Genomic DNA, 18,436 nt, shown 5'->3' with positions numbered 1-18,436 from the left:
TGGCATGAATGTGCGCTCAGAAACGGCTTTACCAGTAACACAACAAATTGAAAAATCTGCAATTAATCAGTTGATGACTGGCTGGGATGCCAGTCTGAAACTGATATTCGATAGCCGCTCCAACAAAACCATCCTCGCCCGACGCCAGCATCATGGCCCTTTAGTCATTCAAAAAGTACTGTATCCAGAAGGTAATAATCCAGCACACGGTGTCATCATTCATCCTCCGGGTGGTGTTGCTGGTGGCGATCGTTTACAGCTAACGGTAGAAATGCAACCCGAAAGCTCCGCCTTATTGACCACTCCCGGTGCAACTAAATGGTATAAATCAGCAGGAAGACAAGCCAGTCAGCATATTGAAATGACATTGGATGAACATAGTCATTTGGAATGGCTGCCTCAGGAAAATATCGTATTTGATGGGGCGGATGTGGCATTAAAAACCCAGGTTAATCTTAATGAAGCTGGCACTTTTGCAGGTTGGGAAGTGATTTGTCTGGGCCGACAGGCCAGTGGTGAACGTTGGCAAACAGGTCGTTTTCGTCAACAATTACTGATAAAACGTGAAGGTAGACTAATTTGGAACGAATCCGCCGTTCTCACCCCTGAGAGTAAGGTTTTGAATGCGATGGCGGGTTTACAAAATCACGTTGTGTTTGGCAGTTTTGTGGTGGCCGCCGGGCAAACGCCGACTGATATTTTACAGGCTTGTCAGGAAATCAGCCTGGACTCTTCTGCCCGTGTCGGCGTGTCAGCATTGCCGGAAATTTTTACTGCACGTTATATCGGCCCCTGTGCACAAGAAGCTAAACACTATTTTGAAAAAGTATGGCACTGCTTACGACCATGGTATGCCAAGCGTGAAGCTGTTCGACCACGTATTTGGGCGACTTAGACATAGATAAACAAGGCTGGAAAAGCAATGGAACTGACACCAAGAGAAAAAGATAAATTACTGATATTCACCGCAGCTTTAGTGGCTGAACGACGTAAAGACCGTGGCTTAAAACTCAATTATCCCGAAGCAGTAGCCTATATTTCTGCGGCAATTATGGAAGGTGCACGCGATGGCCGAACCGTCGCCGAATTGATGGATTACGGTGCCACCCTGCTGGGACGAGATGATGTGATGGACGGTATTGCTGAGATGCTGCCAGAAATTCAGATCGAAGCGACTTTTCCTGACGGCACCAAACTGGTCACCGTGCATAACCCAATTATCTGAGGACACGCACTATGATTCCTGGAGAAATGCGAATAAAAGCGGGTGATTTACAAATGAATGTGGATCGCGCCGTTGTCACCATTGATGTTTCAAACAGTGGTGATCGACCAGTGCAGATAGGATCGCATTATCATTTTTTTGAAGTGAACGATGCGCTGCAATTTGATCGCGAAAAGGCTTATGGTTTTCGCCTGAATATTGCTCCCGGCACTGCAGTTAGGTTTGAGCCCGGCCAAACGCGAACCGTTGAATTAGTTGCCTTAGCGGGATTGCGACAAGTTTTTGGATTTGCTGGAAGAGTCATGGGAGCCCTGTCATGAGCTTAAAAATTGGACGACAAGCCTATGCCGAAATGTTTGGGCCCACGGTGGGCGATAAAGTCCGGCTAGCCGACACCGAATTATGGATTGAAGTCGAACAAGATCTCACCACTTATGGTGAGGAAGTGAAGTTCGGCGGCGGTAAAGTCATTCGCGATGGTATGGGACAATCTCAGCTAGTTGCTAAGGAGGTCGCAGATACGGTTATCACTAATGCGCTGATCGTAGACGCCATTACTGGCATTATTAAAGCCGATGTGGCCATCAAAGACGGCCATATCTGGGCTATCGGCAAAGCCGGAAATCCAGATATTCAACCGAATGTGACTATCCCCATTGGTGCCGGTACCGAAATCATTGCTGGTGAAGGCATGATTCTTACTGCAGGCGGCATTGATAGTCATATTCACTGGATTTGCCCACAACAGATTGAAGAAGCGTTAATGTCGGGCATTACCACGATGCTTGGTGGCGGCACTGGACCAGCAACTGGAACTTATGCCACAACCTGTACTCCAGGACCTTGGCATATTCACCGGATGCTGGAAGCTGCTGAAGCCTTTCCGATGAATCTAGGTTTTTTTGGCAAAGGCAATGTATCTCAGCCGGAACCAGCCCGTGAACAGGTCGAAGCCGGCGTTATCGGGTTGAAGCTACATGAAGACTGGGGCACCACCCCTGCGGCGATCGATAATTGTTTATCCGTGGCTGACGAGATGGATATTCAGGTGGCGATCCACACCGATACCTTAAACGAATCAGGTTTTGTAGAAACCACCTTGGCTGCCTTTAAAGGTCGCACCATTCACACCTTTCATACCGAAGGTGCTGGTGGCGGTCATGCGCCAGATATTATTAAAGCCATTGGTTCTTCCAATGTATTGCCATCTTCCACAAATCCAACACGACCGTTTACCGTCAATACACTGGATGAGCATCTGGATATGCTGATGGTGTGCCATCATCTGGATCCTTCGATTGCCGAAGATGTGGCATTTGCCGAATCACGAATTCGCAGAGAAACCATTGCCGCTGAAGACATATTGCACGATACCGGTGCCTTTGCGATGATGTCATCGGACTCTCAAGCGATGGGGCGGGTTGGTGAAGTAGTTATTCGTACCTGGCAGACCGCGCATAAAATGAAAGTTCAACGTGGCGCTTTAAAAGAAGACGCTGAACAAGGTGATGGTGACTGCGATAACTTTCGGATTAAACGTTACATTGCCAAATACACTATTAATCCAGCCATAACGCATGGTATTTCGCATAAAGTCGGATCCATCGAAACCGGTAAATTTGCCGATTTAGTATTTTGGCGTCCGGCATTTTTTGGCGTGAAACCGACACTGATTTTAAAAGGTGGCATGATTGCCGCTGCGGCGATGGGCGACCCCAATGCATCCATCCCAACCCCACAACCGGTACATTATCGGCCAATGTTTGGTAGCTTTGGCAAAGCCTTAAAAACTTCGTTAACCTTTGTTTCTGAAGCGGCTTTATCCAATCCTGCGGTCAAAGCGCTGGACTTACAAAAGCCCTTGGTTGCGGTGAAAAATTGTCGAAATATTAGCAAAAAAGACATGGTGTTTAACGATGCCACACCTAAGATCGAGGTGGATCCAGAAACCTATCAGGTGCTGGCCGATGGCGAGTTATTAATCTGTGAACCAGCCACCGAATTGCCGATGGCACAGCGTTATTTCTTGTTTTAGCAGCACCTAGTTAGGGACAAATATGTTATCGATTTCCACCAAGCTTGATCATATCCATACCAATACGGTGATTGATGATGTGGTTAGCCTGAGTTTTGATTTACGGCAGAAAAGCCGTATTCGGGTGACCATGCAATCGGGAAACGAAGCGGCCCTTTACATGCAACGTGGCACGATTTTACGCGGTGGTGATTTCCTACGTGCCGATACCGGGGAAGTCGTCGAAGTCATTGCTGCCGATCAGGCGGTGATGAAAGTAACTGCTACCAACTCAAAGGCTTTAACCCGAGCGGCTTATCATTTGGGTAATCGACATGTTCCACTGGAAATTGGTGATAGCTGGCTTAAGCTGGAAACCGATTCAGTGCTGAAAGATATGTTGCTGGGGTTAGGTGTTGAGGTAGAAGAACTTCAAGCGCCGTTTGAACCGGAATCTGGTGCGTATGCTGGTGGTGGACACCACCATCATCATGACGATGAGCATTCACACGATCATGTTCACCCACACGAACATGGACACAGTCACTAAAATGAGTTCAGCCTCACTTTCTCGTCTGTTACAACTTGCCAGCCCTATGCTGCCGGTAGGTGCATACAGTTATTCGCAGGGACTGGAGTGGGCGATAGAATCTGCAGACGTTAAGGATATTGATTCGTCAAAACAATGGATTGGCGATGTGTTATCGATCTATTTTGCCAGCTTTGAATTACCCGTTTTGCTGAGGTTATATAAAGCCTGGCAGCAGATGGATGGTCCGCAGATTCAATACTGGGATGAGTATTATCAAGCGGGTCGCGATAGTAGTGAGGCCTTAGCGGAAACGCGCCAAATGGCCTATTCACTACTAAGACTGCAACGGGATTTGGCCACTTGGCCGCCACAAGTTGTCTTATTAAGTGGCACTCTGCAGCAGCCTGCTTTTCCGACAATCTATTCCGTCAGCGCTTTATGTTGGGAAATTTCGCTAAGTGATATGTTGCATGCCTATGCCTGGTCGTTTCTGGAAAACCAGGTCAGCGCAATTATGAAAGCTGTGCCATTAGGCCAAGTGGCAGGGCAACGCATTTTGTCGGATTTAGCCATGACATTGCCTAAATTAGTAGACCAAGCCCTGCAGTTGCCGGATGAGGATATTCACAATTTTTGCCCTGCACTGAGCATTGCCGGTTGTCGGCATGAAACCCAATATTCCCGATTATTTCGCTCATGACTAAGAGAAATATAAGATGAAAGAACCTTTACGAGTTGGCATAGGTGGTCCGGTTGGTTCCGGTAAAACAGCATTAACGCTGGCTTTATGTAAGCGTTTGCGCGATAAATATAATATTGCGGTGGTGACCAATGACATTTATACCAAAGAAGATGCCGAGTTTTTAACGCGCAACGAAGCGCTGTCAGCAGATCGCATTATTGGGGTCGAAACGGGGGGATGTCCGCATACCGCCATCCGTGAAGATGCGTCAATGAATCTGGAAGCAGTTGCCCAGTTGAGTAAACGCTTCGACCCATTAGATATCGTATTTGTGGAAAGTGGTGGCGATAATCTGGCTGCCACCTTCAGCCCGGAATTATCCGATCTGACCCTCTACGTTATCGATGTATCTGCTGGTGAGAAAATTCCACGAAAGGGTGGACCAGGAATTACCAAATCCGATTTGCTGGTGATCAATAAAACCGATTTAGCGCCGCTGGTAGGGGCTTCATTGGAAGTCATGGATCGCGATTCAAAACGTATGCGTGGTGAACGACCATTTGTGTTTACCAACCTGAAGCAGGAAGACGGATTGGAGACTATTGTCGCTTTTATTGAAAAGCAGGGATTAATGTTGAATTAATCGTCTTAACATACAAGGAAATGACATGAAAAAAATGCTATTAACGCTATTGGGCACGCTGGCATTCCCAGCCATTGCTTTTGCGCATCCTGGTCACGATATGGCTAATTTTGCCAGTGGTTTTAGTCATCCGTTTACCGGTATTGATCATCTGCTGGTAATGCTGGCAGTGGGCTTTTGGGCGGGCCAATCTCATTCATCAGCACGTTGGCAGGTGCCGATGCAGTTTGTCATGTTTATGTTGGGTGGTGTGGCGCTAGGTGCAATGATTCCAGGCTTAGCCTTTATCGAAGTCGCCATTGCGGTCAGTGTATTAGCAATGGGCTTGGTGATTTTGTTAAACACTTCTGTCAATCGTGTATGGCAACTGCTGTTGACCGCGATGTTTGCACTGTTACATGGCTTTGTTCATGGTCAGGAACTGGTGGCTGCCGGTAATGGCATGGCTGCGGTAGTGGGTATGTTGTTGGCTACAATGATTTTGCTTGGTTTGGGTGTTTATCTTGCCAGTTTTAAAAATCAACTGGGTTTATTACTACAACGTGGGTTTGCTGCATTATTAACACTTAGCGGCGCCTATTTATTGATCATGTAAATCACATTCTAGAGACGGGGGATTGCTTATCCCCCTTCTGTTCTAGCTTTGAAAACCTCAATACGCAATATTACGTAGATAAAAACTCGTCAATCATACGTTATGATGTGACTGGGTAAGCTATGTGTATTTAACTCAATCTTAATTGAGTGCCGAGATCCATCAAGCCATGGGCTAAATTTATCGGGAAAATGCTTTGATGGAGTCATCAGAAAATAACGCACCGCAACGTATTGTTAAAATCCGCCGTGATTACAATACTTGGGTCGCCAATGAAACGCTGGAAGATTATGCCTTGCGTTTCACACCGCACTCTTTTAGAAAGTGGTCGATTTTTCGTGTCTCCAATACCGCACTAGGCGCGATTTCCTTTCTGGTTTTAGAAGTTATTGGTGGTGCACTTGCCGTCAATTTCGGTTTTGTGAATGCCTTTTGGGCAATTCTGACTATCAGTCTAATTATTTTTCTAACCAGTTTGCCCATCAGTTATTACGCGGCCAAATATGGCCTCGATATGGACTTACTGACCCGGGGTGCCGGGTTTGGCTATATCGGCTCAACCATCTCTTCGTTTGTCTATGCCACTTTCACCTTTATTTTATTCGCGCTTGAAGCGGTGATCATGGCCTATGCGCTGAGTATGTATTTCGATTGGCCTATCTATGTCTGGTATTTGATCTCTGCGGTGGTGGTTATTCCGCTGGTGACGCATGGTGTGACATTAATCAGCCGGATACAGATGATTACGCAGCCGATATGGCTGTTTTTAATGGTGCTTCCATTTATCTTTATTTTTGCCAAAGAGCCGGATGCACTTCGAGGTTTAATGAGTTTTGCCGGTGGTTCGGGCTATGACAGCGGCTTTAATATTTATATGTTTGGCACGGCCATCGCCATCGGCATGGCACTGATTCCTCAAGTGGGCGAACAGGTAGATTTTCTGCGATTTATGCCCGAAAAGACGCAAAAAAACCGATTTAGGTGGCATTTAGGGGTGATTTTCGCCGGTCCTGGTTGGATCTTTATTGGCATGATCAAGATGTTTGCCGGTGTGTTATTGGCCTATCTGGTGTTAATGGGCGCCAAGTCGGTTGAAGAAGCAGTCAACCCGACATATATGTATCACGTCGCGTTTAGCTATGTTTTTTCCAACGCCGATGTGTTGCTGGCGGTGACAGTATTTTTTGTGGTGTTGTCACAAATCAAGATCAATATCACCAATGCTTACGCTGGTTCCCTGGCCTGGTCGAACTTCTTTGCCCGCTTAACACATAGCCATCCCGGCCGCGTGGTGTGGTTGTTATTCAATGTTTTGATCGCCACCATGTTGATGTTGCTGGATGTGTTTCAGGCACTTGAACAGATTTTGGGTCTGTATTCGAATATTGCGATTTCCTGGATCACTGCCGTAGTGGCAGATCTTGTTATTAATAAACCGTTGGGTTTGAGCCCTAAAGGGGTCGAGTTCCGCCGCGCTTATTTATACGATATCAATCCAGTTGGTGTTGGCGCGATGGCCATCGCGTCAATACTCTCGGTATTGGCGTTTGTAGGCGCTTTTGGTCTGGAAGCACAGTCATTTTCCTCCTTTATTGCCATGTTTTCCGCATTGATTTGTTCGCCGTTATTCGCTTGGTGGACCAAGGGGAAATATTATCTAGCTCGTCAGCCATATAAGTTTCATCCTGGAAAAACCAAAGAAACCTGCAGTATTTGCGAACGTGAATATGAGATAGATGACGTCGCGTATTGTCCGGCTTATCAGGGGGCGATTTGTTCGCTTTGCTGTTGTCTGGATGCACGCTGTAATGATGCCTGTAAACCACATGCCAAGCTGGATTCCCAGTGGCAGGCGGCGATGACCAAACTGCTACCGAAGTCGCTTTGGGGTTATATCCAAAATGGGGTAGGTCATTACATTCTGTTGATGGGCATGACCGTGTTATTGCTGGCGTCGATATTCGGTTTGATTTATCTGCATATCTCATTAACCCTGACCGGAAATGCCGCGCAGATCCTACCTGAGATCAGGATAGGCTTTTTAAAAGCGTTTTTTGCACTGGTTTTAGTGAGTGGCATTATTGTCTGGTGGTTAATTCTGACATCACAAAGTCGTAATGTGGCACAGCAGGAATCCAACCATCAAACCAGCTTGTTACAACGCGAAATTATTTTGCATGAACAAACCGATGCTGAATTACAACAAGCCCGAGTCGTTGCCGAGCAGGCCAATCAGGCCAAAAGTCGTTATATCACCGGTATCAGTCATGAACTGCGAACGCCGTTAAATAGCATTTTGGGCTATGCCCAATTAATGGATAACAACGCCGATGTAACGACCGAAAACAAAAATGCGATTAAGGTTATTCTGCGTAGTGGTGAGCATTTACTGTCATTGATTGAAGGCACGCTGGATATTGCACGGATAGAAGGTGGAAAACTGCAATTTGACATCAAATCCCTGCGTTTTCCTGAATATATCCAGCAAATTATCAGCATGTTTGAGTTACAAGCAATTAATAAAGGGCTGAAATTTGAATATGAAATCAGCTCGGATTTGCCAAGAATCGTACGCGCCGATCATAAACGCTTAAGCCAAATCCTCATTAACATCATCGGTAATGCGGTGAAATATACTCAAGAGGGAGCGATTTATTTACGCTTTAACCATGCCCGTGAATTTTTATCGATAGAAGTCGAAGATACCGGCCCAGGCATTAAACAATCTGAGTTAGATAAGATATTTGAACCATTTGTGCGGGGCAGTGCAGCACAGGGTGTCGGTGGCACCGGATTAGGGCTGACCATCAGCAAGTTGCTCACAGAGTTAATGGGCGGTGTGTTGCATGTGGAAAGTCAGGTTGGCAAAGGCACCACATTTTTTGTCCGACTGTTTTTGCCATCTGTGCGGGTTGAAGAAGATTTACCGTTAATCTCGACCCGGATGCCTGTGGGATACAAAGGACCAAGACGTAAACTGCTTGTGGTAGATAACGAGCCGGTGGATCGTGAATTACTACTCAATATTCTTGAGCCGTTAGGCTTTGAGGTAAGAGAAGCCGCATCGGGCGCGGAATGTTTGCGTATTTATCCAGAATTTCAGCCAGAAATCATTTTTATGGATTTGGCGATGCCAGAAATGGATGGCTGGGAAACCTGTCATTTGATTCGTAATGTACACAAATCGGATGTGAAAATCGGCATAATCTCGGCCAATGCCTTTGATAAAAACCTCGAAAACTCATCGGGTATTACCGATAAAGACTTTATTTTAAAACCTGTCAATTTATATGAATTAATCAACTGGATCGGTGAGCGACTGGACCTGCAATGGATAGAAAGCAAGGAGGAATTGGCAAAGGAATCTGCCGTAATGGACTATAAATTGCCCCCAGAAGAAGTGTTGAACGACTTATTAGAGATGATCAACATGGGATATCTGGTCGGGGTACGTAAACTGATTCAGGAAATTGATGAAAAAGGGTTGGCCTGTGCACAATTTGTGGCAGAAATTCGCCAAATGTCTGAAAAATTTCAATTAGGGACGATGAAAACCTTTATAGAAGAGAAATTAGCTGATGTCTGAAAGTTCGCTTAATGCTGTGGTGTTGGTGGTTGATGATACACCCGATACGCTGGCACTTTTACACGATGCTTTAGTCGAGTCCGGTTATACCGTGTTAGTGGCTGATAATGGTAAGTCGGCCCTAAAAATTAGCCTTGAAGCCACCCCGGATATTGTGTTGCTGGATGCGCTGATGCCAGGTATGGATGGCTTTGAAGTCTGCCGTATTCTTAAGCAGGATTTGAATACCCGTCATATTCCAGTCATTTTTATGACCGGTTTGACTGAATCCGAGCATGTTGTTGCTGGATTCTCAGCTGGCGGAATTGATTATGTGACCAAACCATTGAGTCCCATCGAAGTCATTGCCCGTATTAATACCCACCTGAAAAACTCACGATTAATTAATCAGACCCAGGGCGCTTTGGATGCATTTGGCCAGGCAGCCATCGCAGTGTTACCCAAAAACGGCAAGATTGTTTGGCAGACGCCATTAGCTCGTCAATTGATTGAAAAATACATGAGTGCGGATGACGATCTATTGATTCAGGATACCCCAGAAGCATTACAGGAATGGGTGATGCAGTTGCACCAAGGCGGAGAGCGACGTTTACGTCCTCATATCGTGCACAAACCAACGGGACGACTGATATTTAATGCGGCCGATCTGCAAAGCGAAGAGCAATGGTTGATTTTATTACGCGAAGAGTCTGAAACCGCACAGATTGAAGCTTTGCGGGCGATATTCAACTTAACTAATCGTGAGTCAGAAGTTCTACATTGGGTGATTCTAGGTAAAACCGATAAGAGTATCGGAGAAATCCTCGGGACCAGCCCTCGTACAGTGAACAAACATATGGAACATGTGTTTACCAAGCTAGGGGTAGAAACTCGCACAGCTGCAGCGTCATTAGCAGTAAACAAACTTCGCTCGTTAAGTGGTAGCAACAGCTTTGGCGCGGTGGAATAACGTTTAATCAAATTATCCACACATCCCCACTAAAAATTTCGTGCATTACAACGGCGTGATCATGAAACAACACTGAATAGGCTTAACAGCCTTGAGATATTTCAGGAGTACGCATGATTAAAGTCGGAACCGTACAACAAATATGGCGTTACCCAGTGAAAGGCATGGCTGGCGAGAGCCTGAATTTCTGTCATCTTGGCGATATGGGCCTGCAAGGTGATCGCATCTGGGCGCTACAAGATACCGCACGTCAAGAAATCCAAAGCTGCAAATTCAGACCACAATTATTACGTTGTGTAGCACGTTGCCGTAGCCCACAAATGACCGGACCACATGATGAAGTGGATATTTTGTTACCTGATGGTCGAATGATGGGTAGTGATGATCCGTTGATTCACCAAGCGTTAACGGAATTAACCGGCCATGATTCAACTCTGGAATCGCTTCGCCCATTAGCAGAACTTGATTTTTACCGTCGTCACAAAAAAGATGACCATACTTGGCTGGAAGAATTAAAAGCGACATTCGATCGGGAAGAAGGTGAACCTTTGCCAGAGATCCTCGATGACTTGCCTTCAGCAGCAAAGGATTTTGTTTCTATTCCGGGGACGTTTTTTCTGGTAACACCTTTTCATCTACTCACCACCGCCACACTGGCTCATATGCAACAACTCAATCCTGAAGCTGATTGGAATGTGCAACGGTTTCGGCCCAATCTGGTGATCGAAACCCTGCCCGGAATGGAAGGTTTGGTAGAACAGGCCTGGGTGGATAATAAATTACGAATTGGGCGCGCCACCATTGAATGCAATAGCACCACTCCACGTTGTGGTGCGGTAACGAGATCTCAACAAACACTCGAATCAGATAGCAGTATTTTACGAACCATCGTGCAAAAAGCTGATCAAAATCTGGGTGTTTACGGGGCAATTAAACAAAGTGCGGTGATCCGTCTGGGCGATGAGGTTTTTCTGCAAAATAACGACTGCTAGAAGCAAGTTAGGCTTGATCCCATTTGTGCATCCAGTAAACTGCATCATCCGCAAAAGTAGTGTCGTTTCACAGTTTAATCATGCTGTGAACGGCACAAATCATTGCTCGCAATTGATATAAATATCCCGTAAGGAATCCGCATGGCGTCGCGCTCTAAGGCATTGATCTATAAAAGAGTATTGCTATTTAGTTTGTTACCGTTTTCTTTTATCAGTTTGATGTTTTTGCTGTTGCAAAAGCCCGTTTCCATCGATTTGTCTGACAATAATCAAACAGAAGTGGCATCGCTTAAATCTAGTTGGGAAAACGGTGAAGTGATTGCCGTCATTCATCATCTTGAGAGCTGTGAAGGTAAAGACGTTCAATGCTGGCACACCGAAAATGGCATCACTAAACAATCGCTTGGTGTCGGCTACGCCTTGGCAGAAGATCTGCAAATTTTAGGTTTGCACAAAGCTGATATCTATTACAGCCCACAGCAACGCAGCGAAGAAACCTCACAAGTCCTATTTGCCCATGAGGCTGTGGCCGATGAAAGTCTGGCTCAATGCAATGTTGATGATCAGCTATTAAATGCCGTAATGGAAAATAAAAAAGCTGAGCGAAATCTGATTTTTGTGGTTTACGGTGATTGTATAACCGAATTTCAAAAGAGCCTGGGAGCCACCCGAGATATCCCTAATTACGCGACCACCCTGTTTGCTATCAATCGCTCTGTAGGAAGTAAACCCCGCTTAGTAGGATTTGTGAATGCCGAGGACTGGCAGTCAACGTTCGGCTGGTAACGGTTTGGAAAAACCTATGAATGTGATAATCAGAGAGCCAAACGGGTCAGAAAATATCCTCAATTGAGGATAGTTAAAAATTATCGACTACAGGGCCGAAGTTGTTCATAAAATCTTGGTCGCTGTCATTTAGTGCAAAACAATTAATAGCATCGAGTTTTTTCTCGCTATGAACCGCCAGCACATATCCAATTAATCTATCGGTAATAATCGTGCTGCCGTTTTTGTCAGAACGGATATAGGAAGAGTCAATTTTTTGCAGAGAAAGATTCTGCTGTTCATGCGCGGGTAATGATTTGAAATAGGCTTCTTTAATGCACCAAGTTTGATAAAAATATAACTCCCTATTTACATGCTGGTGAAATAATTCCAGTTCTTCTGGAGTCATGAATAATTCAGCCATTTCAGCAACGTTTTTTCGCTGAATCTTTTTTTCGATATCAACCCCAATAGGGCCATCGGACATGGCAAACATGATTCGGTCGTGACTGTGTGAAAGGCTCAGAAAAGCGTCATCTGGCAAGTTGTGAATAACAGGGAATTTACCAGTAATCTCTTCGATATTCCAAAAAGCCATTGATTGATGGTATGCATGTGATAAAGCATGGCGTATCAACCATCGACTTAATAAATATTGTCTTTGTTTAGAGGGCGATTGGATGGCTTTGAAACGTCGGTATTCAGATATTGATAACAAACTTTTGCATGCTTCTTCGTTTTGCAGAGAAGCATGCTCAACTTTGGCGAACCAAAGTTGAGGAAATTCAGCTAGCTTATTCGGCAATTTTTACCACATCGCCTTGCAGCGCAACGCCAGCCATGATGCCACCTGCATGACATTCATATTCAGTCTCACTGCTGAAGCTGTTCTTTTTATAATAACTGTTCAGATTGACCACTGCGTTACCACCTTCGGCTTTTACCCGATCCTGAAATGAAAGCAATGCACTGAGCAGAACCCATTCACAAGCTGCTTCATCCGATTTACCAAAAGCGTTGGTTTTTTTGTTACTGACAAAATTTCCAAATGATTGCTCGATTTCTGGGTGAGCCTGAGTGCCAAAATAAAAATGAATATTGGGATCCAGTCGTTCTTTGAAATCGGCAGAGTTCATTGCTGCTTCGATGGAAAGCATGTGTTGGGTATCGCGACTAGATGCCGGGGTAGAAAACAATAATGCTGATAATGTTAGAAGAAAAAAGATTTGTTTCATGCAATTACCTCCGTGTAGGGTTGAAATAGTAAAGCGGCAGAGTATAGGTCAAGAGTTTGTGCCGCTCAATTGCATTTTTGACTTGCATAAACATTTACGCAAAGTAAAATTCACCTTCCTATAAAAAACAAAAAAGCCGAAGATGGAACTTTGGACCTGAATGATAATGATAATAAATGAGTATTTGGGGTGGTAAATCTTGAGTTAGAGTCTTGGTCTGCATTAGCACCGGGACTTAACACAAGTGAATTATGGCAAGCTTGGTTTGCCGATGCATCTAATGATGCGTTTGAAGATAAACCTCCTGCATTAAAACAAATTCCTGCATTACTGCGTCGCCGTTTCAGCACTTTGGGTAAATACGCTGCAGCATCAACCTTGAACTTGTTGGCCGAAGGTGAAAGTTTGCCAAGTATTTTTGCTTCTCGGCATGGAGATACAGGTCTTACCTTGTCATTACTCCAGGAAATTGGCCAGACTCAGCCTATCTCCCCGACCGGGTTTAGTTTAGCGGTACATAACGCCGTTGCCGGTATTATTTCCATTGCACGCGACGATAAATCACCCATTACCGCCATCTCATCAATGCAGGGTTTGTTATTACAAACTTTGTTTGAAGCAATTGCTCAGCTGGAATCACATCCGCGTGTTTTATGTATCATTTACGATATTCCACTACCGGATTTATATCGGCCATATCAATTAAGTCCACCATTTCCTTTTGCGTTGTCATTCATTGTCCGTCGTTCAGATTCTTCAGATGCAAATCTCATTTTACGGCCGACACCGGACGCAAATTCACAACTGGGTACTTATGATGAAATTTTTCAATTCATCAAAATATTAGTGGAACAACAAGGCAGCCAGGTTATTAAGGCAAATCAGATGAGTTGGTCGCTGACATTGGGTAAACGGTGATGATGAGTCGTTTGGACCGTGGTTGGCGTTTATTTGCCACGGCCTTAAGTTTTGTATTGTTTGGTTTAGGTGGTATTTTTATTTCTTTAGTGGTGGCGCCAATACTGCTTTTGATACCCGGCTCGACCGACAAACGACAACAACGCGGTAAAGCCTGCATTCATCATGTTTTTCGCTGCTATATCGCTGTGATGAGAGTTCTAGGTGTACTGAGTTATGAGGTTAAAGGCTTAGAACAATTGAAAGGTGCCAAATTGATATTGGCAAATCATCCGTCGTTAATCGACGTGATCTTTTTGATTTCGCTGGTACCTAATGCCAATTGTGTGGTGAAAAGTTCGTTGTTACGCAATCCATTTACTTATGGGCCCGTGAAAGCAGCAGGCTATATTATTAATGATGATCTGGTTGATGACGTTATAGAGTCTGCACAACAAGCTTTTGAACGAGGCGATGCATTGATTATTTTTCCCGAGGGAACTCGATCCAAACCGGGACAGCGGCTCATCTTAAAACGTGGGGCTGCCAATGTCGCGATTCGCACTGCAGCCGATGTCACTCCTGTGATTATTGACTGTAAGCCAATCACGTTAACCAAGGGTGAACCCTGGTATCGCATTCCCCCCCAACGGCCACATTTTGTGATCAGAATTGAGCGGCCTATTGAGATGGCAACTTATATAAACAACGTAAAGCCTTCAATGGCAGCCCGAAATCTGACGGCTGATTTAACTCGCTTTTTTAATGAGGAGATTGGATTACATGAGTGATCTGAATCATGAAATAAAACTAATGATAATTGAGAGCCTTGATCTTGAAGATATTGAGGTGGACGACATTGAAGATGATGCACCTCTGTTTGTGGAAGGCCTGGGATTGGATTCTATTGATGCACTGGAAATTGGTCTGGCTCTTCAAAAACGCTACGGCGTTAAGTTAAAGGCGGATTCGGAAGAAACTCATCAATATTTTGCCAGCGTCAATGCGTTAGCGATGCTGGTTGAATCTCACAGAACTAAATAAGTGATAACCATGAATAATCAGGAAGAAATTTATAGCAAAGTGGTTGCTGTCTTTGAGGAACTGTTCGAAATTGATCCCAACGATATCAGTCCCGATTCCAACCTGTATGAGGATTTAGATATCGATAGCATTGATGCCGTCGATTTAGTGATCGAGCTGCGAAAAATGACCAAGAAAAAGATCCAGCCAGATGACTTCAAAGCGGTCAGAACGCTGCAGGATATCGTGGACCAAGTTGATAAGCTGTTAAATACTCCCTAGCTAAATGAACTCAGCTATCAAAACCAGTTTATTGCTGTTGTCGTTGTTGTATCCCTTTATCGTCTATTGGGGGCTGCAGCATAACGGTTATGCATGGTTATTGATGATGATGATGGCTGGCTTGTTGGTGTTGCGCTGGTTTACAGCATCCTCCTCCCAGGAACGTTTCTTCTTAGTGTTTGCCGTCATTATTGTTGGGGCTGTGGTGTATTGGCTGGGCAGCAGAAGTGGTATCAAACTTTATCCGGTCATTATCAACCTGAGCTTGCTGGTGTTATTTGCTTCCAGTTTATTGGGCAAAGAGAGTTTCGTTGAAAAACTGGCAAGAATAACTGAGCCGGATCTCCCTGAAAAAGCGGTGATTTATACCCGTAAGGTCACGCAGACCTGGTGTGTGTTTTTTGCTGTGAATGCAACGCTATCGTTGATTACCGTGCTTATGAAAAATGATGAATTATGGTTTTGGTATAACGGTGTACTGGCCTACGTATTTATCGGCATGTTAATGGCCGGAGAATGGTTGGTCAGACAGCGAGTAAAGGCTGTTTAGCTCGTGTTGACTGCGTTATCTCAATGGTGGAATCGCCCAGCAGACAGTCAGGTGGCTGTCTCCGGCAAAGATGTAATAAGCGCAAAAGGTTTTGAAAATCGGGTTTCGGCCTGGGTCTCGCTACTGGAGCAAACTTCCGGAACACGCTGGGCCGTGTTTCATCATGATGCGGCAGAATGTTTGGCGATCATCTGTGCGTTGTGGCAGTTATCGAAAACCGCCTGTCTGGTGGGAGACAACCTTCCCGATACTGCTGATCGTTTGGCACCAGAAGTTGATGGATTTGTTGGTCAGTTTGCGATTAAAAAAACCATACAATTAGCCAGTAACAATGATGTTAATCAGAAAGTTAGCTGGAAAAAAGTATCAGCAGATCATCCAGCTATAGAGGTATATACCTCTGGCTCGACGGGTGAACCCAAGGTCATCAAAAAAACCATGCTTCAGCTTGAAACGGAGTTGATGGCACTGGATTGTCTGATGCCAGAATCTCCCTCTGAAATAGTCGCAGCAACGGTTACTCATCAACATCTATATGGACTGACGTTTCGTTTGTTCAGGCCTTTCTGTTATCAACAAGCATTCACCACCCATCGCAGCCAGTATCCTGAAGATTTAATTGCACTGGTCACCCAGTTTGCGAGCTTTAGTCTGGTATCAAGCCCATCACATTTAGGGCGAATGAGCGGTCAGCATGATTGGCATTTAATTGCCGATAAATGTGTTGAAGTTTATTGTTCTACCGCGCCTTTAAATCTGCAAGACAGTCTGAATGTAAGCCATATTCTCCAAGCGCCAGTGAAAGAGATTTATGGCAGTTCGGAGACCGGCGCACTGGCATGGCGTTGCCAGCAATCTGCTGAGCCAGCCGCTCTCTGGCAAGCATTGCCTCATGTGGAATTATCTCCAGCGGCGGATAGCAGTTTAAATGTGGTTTTTACTGAGGATGCTCGTCAGCTTAACCTGGCTGATCAGGTGACATTTTATCAAGCGGGTCGTTTTGAACTGCAGGGCAGAATCGATCAGATCGTTAAAGTGGAAGGTAAACGTGTTTCATTAAATGAAATGAATGCAATGTTGCAAGACTCAGAATGGGTGGAGCAAGCGCAAGCACTCACATTAGAAGGTCATCGATGTGAAATGGTGGTGGCCATTATTCTCAGTGATGCAGGTAATGACGCGATGCAGCAATTAGGCAGAAAACAGCTGATCGCTACATTAAAAAAACAGTTAAGCCAGCATTTTGAAGCAATCGTGATTCCCAGACGTTGGCGATTTGTTTCGGCATTTCCCGTCAATTCACAAGGGAAATTGCCTAGGCAGAATCTACTGAAGTTATTTGAAAAAGAACAGATTAAATGGCCCGACATTCTTAACGTTGAAAAAAGCGTTGAGCAAGTGACATTAACTTGTCTTTTGCCAAAGCAATTGATCTATTTTGATGGACATTTTGATCAACAGCCGATTTTACCTGGCGTTGTACAGGTACATTGGGCGGAGTTTTATGGCAGACAATTTTTCCAAGTGCAGGGGAAATTCAGCCAAATTGAAGCATTGAAATTTCAATTATTATTGCTACCTGAACAGTTGGTCTCAATCCGTCTTAGCTATGACGCCGATAAGCAAAAACTTCTATTTAGTTACCTTTCTGAAACCGGCACCCATTCAAGCGGCAGGATCTGTTATGCATGACGTTCTCAAATCACAGGCTTTTAACCCGGCCGTACTGATACCGGTCTACAATCATGAAAACGCGATTGGCAAAATACTGGAAGCGATTCTGCCCTTCGGTTATCCGGTGTTATTGGTGGATGATGGCAGTTCCCCTGCCTGTGAACAGACATTAATTCGACTACAAAACGATTATCCGGAGCAGGTTTCATTGATTCGCTTACCGCAAAATGGCGGTAAAGGCGCAGCAGTAAAAGCAGGCTTAATGTGGCTAAATCAACAGCGCTTTACTCATGCATTACAAGTTGATGCTGATGGACAGCATGATCTGGATGATGTGGAGTTATTTATGGCAACCGCTTCGGAAAACCCACATGCACTGGTCGCTGGTTATCCCGAATATGATGCCTCGGTACCCAAATTACGTTTTTACAGTCGTTATCTGACGCATATCTGGATTTGGATAAACTCACTGTCGTTTGAAGTGAAGGATAGTATGTGCGGGTTTCGGGTTTATCCTGTTGCCCCATTGGGTCAATTATTGGCTGAACAAAAATGTGGTGATCGCATGGATTTTGATCCGGAAATCATGGTGCGATGGGTGTGGCAAAAAGGCAAGGTGATCAACCTGCCTACTAAAGTGCATTATCCAATTGACGGCGTATCTCACTTCAATCTGTTCAACGATAACGTATTAATAACGGCCATGCATACGCGGTTATTTTTCGGCATGCTGTGGCGCTTGCCACGGCTACTGTGGCAAAAACTTCATGGTTAAAAAGCCCCATCACTGGT

21 protein-coding genes are annotated in these 18,436 nt (G+C 44.9%); 19 read left to right on the top strand and 2 right to left on the bottom strand.

The genetic code is table 11. From position 1 onward, the window contains the following. The 12 genes from ACN0V2_RS11255 to ACN0V2_RS11200 all read left to right on the top strand — a co-directional run. Positions 1 to 895: urease accessory protein UreD (locus ACN0V2_RS11255; RefSeq protein ID WP_417550913.1), on the top strand; the 895-nt coding region annotated here is incomplete at its 5' end. 27 nt (positions 896 to 922) lie between these two features. Beyond that, positions 923 to 1,225 (top strand): urease subunit gamma, encoded by a 303-nt coding sequence (ureA, locus tag ACN0V2_RS11250; protein ID WP_226076361.1) that lies wholly within the window; start codon positions 923 to 925, stop codon positions 1,223 to 1,225. Positions 1,226 to 1,236: 11 nt separating this feature from the next. Then, positions 1,237 to 1,545 carry an urease subunit beta gene (locus ACN0V2_RS11245; protein ID WP_417550912.1) on the top strand — a complete coding sequence of 103 codons (309 nt, stop codon included), beginning with the start codon at positions 1,237 to 1,239 and terminating at the stop codon, positions 1,543 to 1,545. Then, complete coding sequence (gene ureC / locus ACN0V2_RS11240; RefSeq protein WP_417550911.1) at positions 1,542 to 3,260, top strand: urease subunit alpha; 1,719 nt, start codon at positions 1,542 to 1,544, stop codon at positions 3,258 to 3,260. Before ACN0V2_RS11245 ends, ureC begins: the two co-directional genes overlap by 4 nt. A gap of 22 nt (positions 3,261 to 3,282) precedes the next feature. Then, entirely contained in the window at positions 3,283 to 3,789 is a 507-nt protein-coding gene (gene ureE / locus ACN0V2_RS11235; protein WP_417550910.1) for an urease accessory protein UreE, read from the top strand. Position 3,790: 1 nt separating this feature from the next. Continuing rightward, positions 3,791 to 4,471 carry an urease accessory protein UreF gene (locus tag ACN0V2_RS11230; protein WP_417550909.1) on the top strand — a complete coding sequence of 227 codons (681 nt, stop codon included), beginning with the start codon at positions 3,791 to 3,793 and terminating at the stop codon, positions 4,469 to 4,471. 16 nt (positions 4,472 to 4,487) lie between these two features. Next, complete coding sequence (ureG, locus tag ACN0V2_RS11225) at positions 4,488 to 5,096, top strand: urease accessory protein UreG (protein ID WP_069295852.1); 609 nt, start codon at positions 4,488 to 4,490, stop codon at positions 5,094 to 5,096. Between the two features lie 25 nt (positions 5,097 to 5,121). Then, complete coding sequence (locus ACN0V2_RS11220) at positions 5,122 to 5,691, top strand: HupE/UreJ family protein (protein ID WP_417550908.1); 570 nt, start codon at positions 5,122 to 5,124, stop codon at positions 5,689 to 5,691. Positions 5,692 to 5,890: 199 nt separating this feature from the next. Beyond that, positions 5,891 to 9,277: an ATP-binding protein gene (locus ACN0V2_RS11215; RefSeq protein ID WP_417550907.1), complete on the top strand. Its 3,387-nt coding sequence runs from the start codon at positions 5,891 to 5,893 to the stop codon at positions 9,275 to 9,277. Further along, positions 9,270 to 10,226, top strand: coding sequence for a response regulator (locus ACN0V2_RS11210; protein WP_417550906.1), 957 nt, complete (start codon positions 9,270 to 9,272; stop codon positions 10,224 to 10,226). The genes ACN0V2_RS11215 and ACN0V2_RS11210 overlap by 8 nt, the downstream gene beginning before the upstream one ends. Positions 10,227 to 10,339: 113 nt before the next feature. Beyond that, positions 10,340 to 11,218, top strand: coding sequence for an MOSC domain-containing protein (locus tag ACN0V2_RS11205; RefSeq protein ID WP_417550905.1), 879 nt, complete (start codon positions 10,340 to 10,342; stop codon positions 11,216 to 11,218). Positions 11,219 to 11,359: 141 nt separating this feature from the next. After that, on the top strand, positions 11,360 to 12,004 hold the full coding sequence (locus ACN0V2_RS11200; RefSeq protein WP_417550904.1) for a hypothetical protein: 645 nt from the start codon (positions 11,360 to 11,362) through the stop codon (positions 12,002 to 12,004). Between the two features lie 73 nt (positions 12,005 to 12,077). On the opposite strand, the gene ACN0V2_RS11195 is transcribed toward ACN0V2_RS11200, so the two are convergent. Both ACN0V2_RS11195 and ACN0V2_RS11190 read right to left on the bottom strand, forming a co-directional pair. Further along, positions 12,078 to 12,788, bottom strand: coding sequence for a 4'-phosphopantetheinyl transferase family protein (locus ACN0V2_RS11195; RefSeq protein ID WP_417550903.1), 711 nt, complete (start codon positions 12,786 to 12,788; stop codon positions 12,078 to 12,080). After that, positions 12,778 to 13,218 carry a hypothetical protein gene (locus ACN0V2_RS11190; RefSeq protein ID WP_417550902.1) on the bottom strand — a complete coding sequence of 147 codons (441 nt, stop codon included), beginning with the start codon at positions 13,216 to 13,218 and terminating at the stop codon, positions 12,778 to 12,780. Before ACN0V2_RS11190 ends, ACN0V2_RS11195 begins: the two co-directional genes overlap by 11 nt. Before the next feature lie 189 nt (positions 13,219 to 13,407). Between ACN0V2_RS11190 and ACN0V2_RS11185 the strand changes: the two genes are divergently transcribed. From ACN0V2_RS11185 to ACN0V2_RS11155, 7 genes are read left to right on the top strand one after another with little or no spacing between them, the layout of a single operon-like run. Continuing rightward, positions 13,408 to 14,136, top strand: coding sequence for a beta-ketoacyl synthase chain length factor (locus tag ACN0V2_RS11185; protein ID WP_417550901.1), 729 nt, complete (start codon positions 13,408 to 13,410; stop codon positions 14,134 to 14,136). After that, a complete protein-coding gene (locus ACN0V2_RS11180) occupies positions 14,136 to 14,906 on the top strand; it encodes a lysophospholipid acyltransferase family protein (RefSeq protein ID WP_417550900.1) in 771 nt (256 codons plus the stop codon). Before ACN0V2_RS11185 ends, ACN0V2_RS11180 begins: the two co-directional genes overlap by 1 nt. Then, complete coding sequence (locus ACN0V2_RS11175; protein WP_417550899.1) at positions 14,899 to 15,159, top strand: phosphopantetheine-binding protein; 261 nt, start codon at positions 14,899 to 14,901, stop codon at positions 15,157 to 15,159. The genes ACN0V2_RS11180 and ACN0V2_RS11175 overlap by 8 nt, the downstream gene beginning before the upstream one ends. Before the next feature lie 9 nt (positions 15,160 to 15,168). After that, positions 15,169 to 15,420 (top strand): acyl carrier protein, encoded by a 252-nt coding sequence (locus tag ACN0V2_RS11170; protein ID WP_417550898.1) that lies wholly within the window; start codon positions 15,169 to 15,171, stop codon positions 15,418 to 15,420. A gap of 4 nt (positions 15,421 to 15,424) precedes the next feature. Next, positions 15,425 to 15,970 (top strand): hypothetical protein, encoded by a 546-nt coding sequence (locus ACN0V2_RS11165; RefSeq protein WP_417550897.1) that lies wholly within the window; start codon positions 15,425 to 15,427, stop codon positions 15,968 to 15,970. 3 nt (positions 15,971 to 15,973) lie between these two features. Next, the gene (locus ACN0V2_RS11160; protein WP_417550896.1) at positions 15,974 to 17,662 is read left to right on the top strand and encodes an AMP-binding protein; all 1,689 of its coding nucleotides are present in this window, start codon (positions 15,974 to 15,976) and stop codon (positions 17,660 to 17,662) included. Next, the gene (locus ACN0V2_RS11155) at positions 17,655 to 18,419 is read left to right on the top strand and encodes a glycosyltransferase family 2 protein (RefSeq protein ID WP_417550895.1); all 765 of its coding nucleotides are present in this window, start codon (positions 17,655 to 17,657) and stop codon (positions 18,417 to 18,419) included. The genes ACN0V2_RS11160 and ACN0V2_RS11155 overlap by 8 nt, the downstream gene beginning before the upstream one ends. Positions 18,420 to 18,436 lie beyond the last annotated feature (17 nt).

Origin of the sequence: Methylophaga sp. (assembly GCF_048266885.1) — a bacterium.
Taxonomy (GTDB): domain Bacteria; phylum Pseudomonadota; class Gammaproteobacteria; order Nitrosococcales; family Methylophagaceae; genus Methylophaga.
This window is presented reverse-complemented; position numbering and strand designations above follow the sequence as displayed.

What these genes read in the sequence shown, in the direction of transcription:
- ACN0V2_RS11245 (WP_417550912.1), top strand. Translation starts at nt 1,237, where the DNA reads ATGATTCCTGGAGAAATGCGAATAAAAGCGGGTGATTTACAAATGAAT.
- ACN0V2_RS11165 (WP_417550897.1), top strand. Translation starts at nt 15,425, where the DNA reads ATGAACTCAGCTATCAAAACCAGTTTATTGCTGTTGTCGTTGTTGTAT.
- ureA (WP_226076361.1), top strand. Translation starts at nt 923, where the DNA reads ATGGAACTGACACCAAGAGAAAAAGATAAATTACTGATATTCACCGCA.
- ACN0V2_RS11170 (WP_417550898.1), top strand. Translation starts at nt 15,169, where the DNA reads ATGAATAATCAGGAAGAAATTTATAGCAAAGTGGTTGCTGTCTTTGAG.
- ACN0V2_RS11205 (WP_417550905.1), top strand. Translation starts at nt 10,340, where the DNA reads ATGATTAAAGTCGGAACCGTACAACAAATATGGCGTTACCCAGTGAAA.
- ACN0V2_RS11215 (WP_417550907.1), top strand. Translation starts at nt 5,891, where the DNA reads ATGGAGTCATCAGAAAATAACGCACCGCAACGTATTGTTAAAATCCGC.
- ureG (WP_069295852.1), top strand. Translation starts at nt 4,488, where the DNA reads ATGAAAGAACCTTTACGAGTTGGCATAGGTGGTCCGGTTGGTTCCGGT.
- ACN0V2_RS11200 (WP_417550904.1), top strand. Translation starts at nt 11,360, where the DNA reads ATGGCGTCGCGCTCTAAGGCATTGATCTATAAAAGAGTATTGCTATTT.
- ACN0V2_RS11175 (WP_417550899.1), top strand. Translation starts at nt 14,899, where the DNA reads ATGAGTGATCTGAATCATGAAATAAAACTAATGATAATTGAGAGCCTT.
- ACN0V2_RS11210 (WP_417550906.1), top strand. Translation starts at nt 9,270, where the DNA reads ATGTCTGAAAGTTCGCTTAATGCTGTGGTGTTGGTGGTTGATGATACA.
- ACN0V2_RS11230 (WP_417550909.1), top strand. Translation starts at nt 3,791, where the DNA reads ATGAGTTCAGCCTCACTTTCTCGTCTGTTACAACTTGCCAGCCCTATG.
- ACN0V2_RS11190 (WP_417550902.1), bottom strand. Translation starts at nt 13,218, where the DNA reads ATGAAACAAATCTTTTTTCTTCTAACATTATCAGCATTATTGTTTTCT.
- ACN0V2_RS11220 (WP_417550908.1), top strand. Translation starts at nt 5,122, where the DNA reads ATGAAAAAAATGCTATTAACGCTATTGGGCACGCTGGCATTCCCAGCC.
- ACN0V2_RS11155 (WP_417550895.1), top strand. Translation starts at nt 17,655, where the DNA reads ATGCATGACGTTCTCAAATCACAGGCTTTTAACCCGGCCGTACTGATA.
- ureE (WP_417550910.1), top strand. Translation starts at nt 3,283, where the DNA reads ATGTTATCGATTTCCACCAAGCTTGATCATATCCATACCAATACGGTG.
- ureC (WP_417550911.1), top strand. Translation starts at nt 1,542, where the DNA reads ATGAGCTTAAAAATTGGACGACAAGCCTATGCCGAAATGTTTGGGCCC.
- ACN0V2_RS11180 (WP_417550900.1), top strand. Translation starts at nt 14,136, where the DNA reads ATGATGAGTCGTTTGGACCGTGGTTGGCGTTTATTTGCCACGGCCTTA.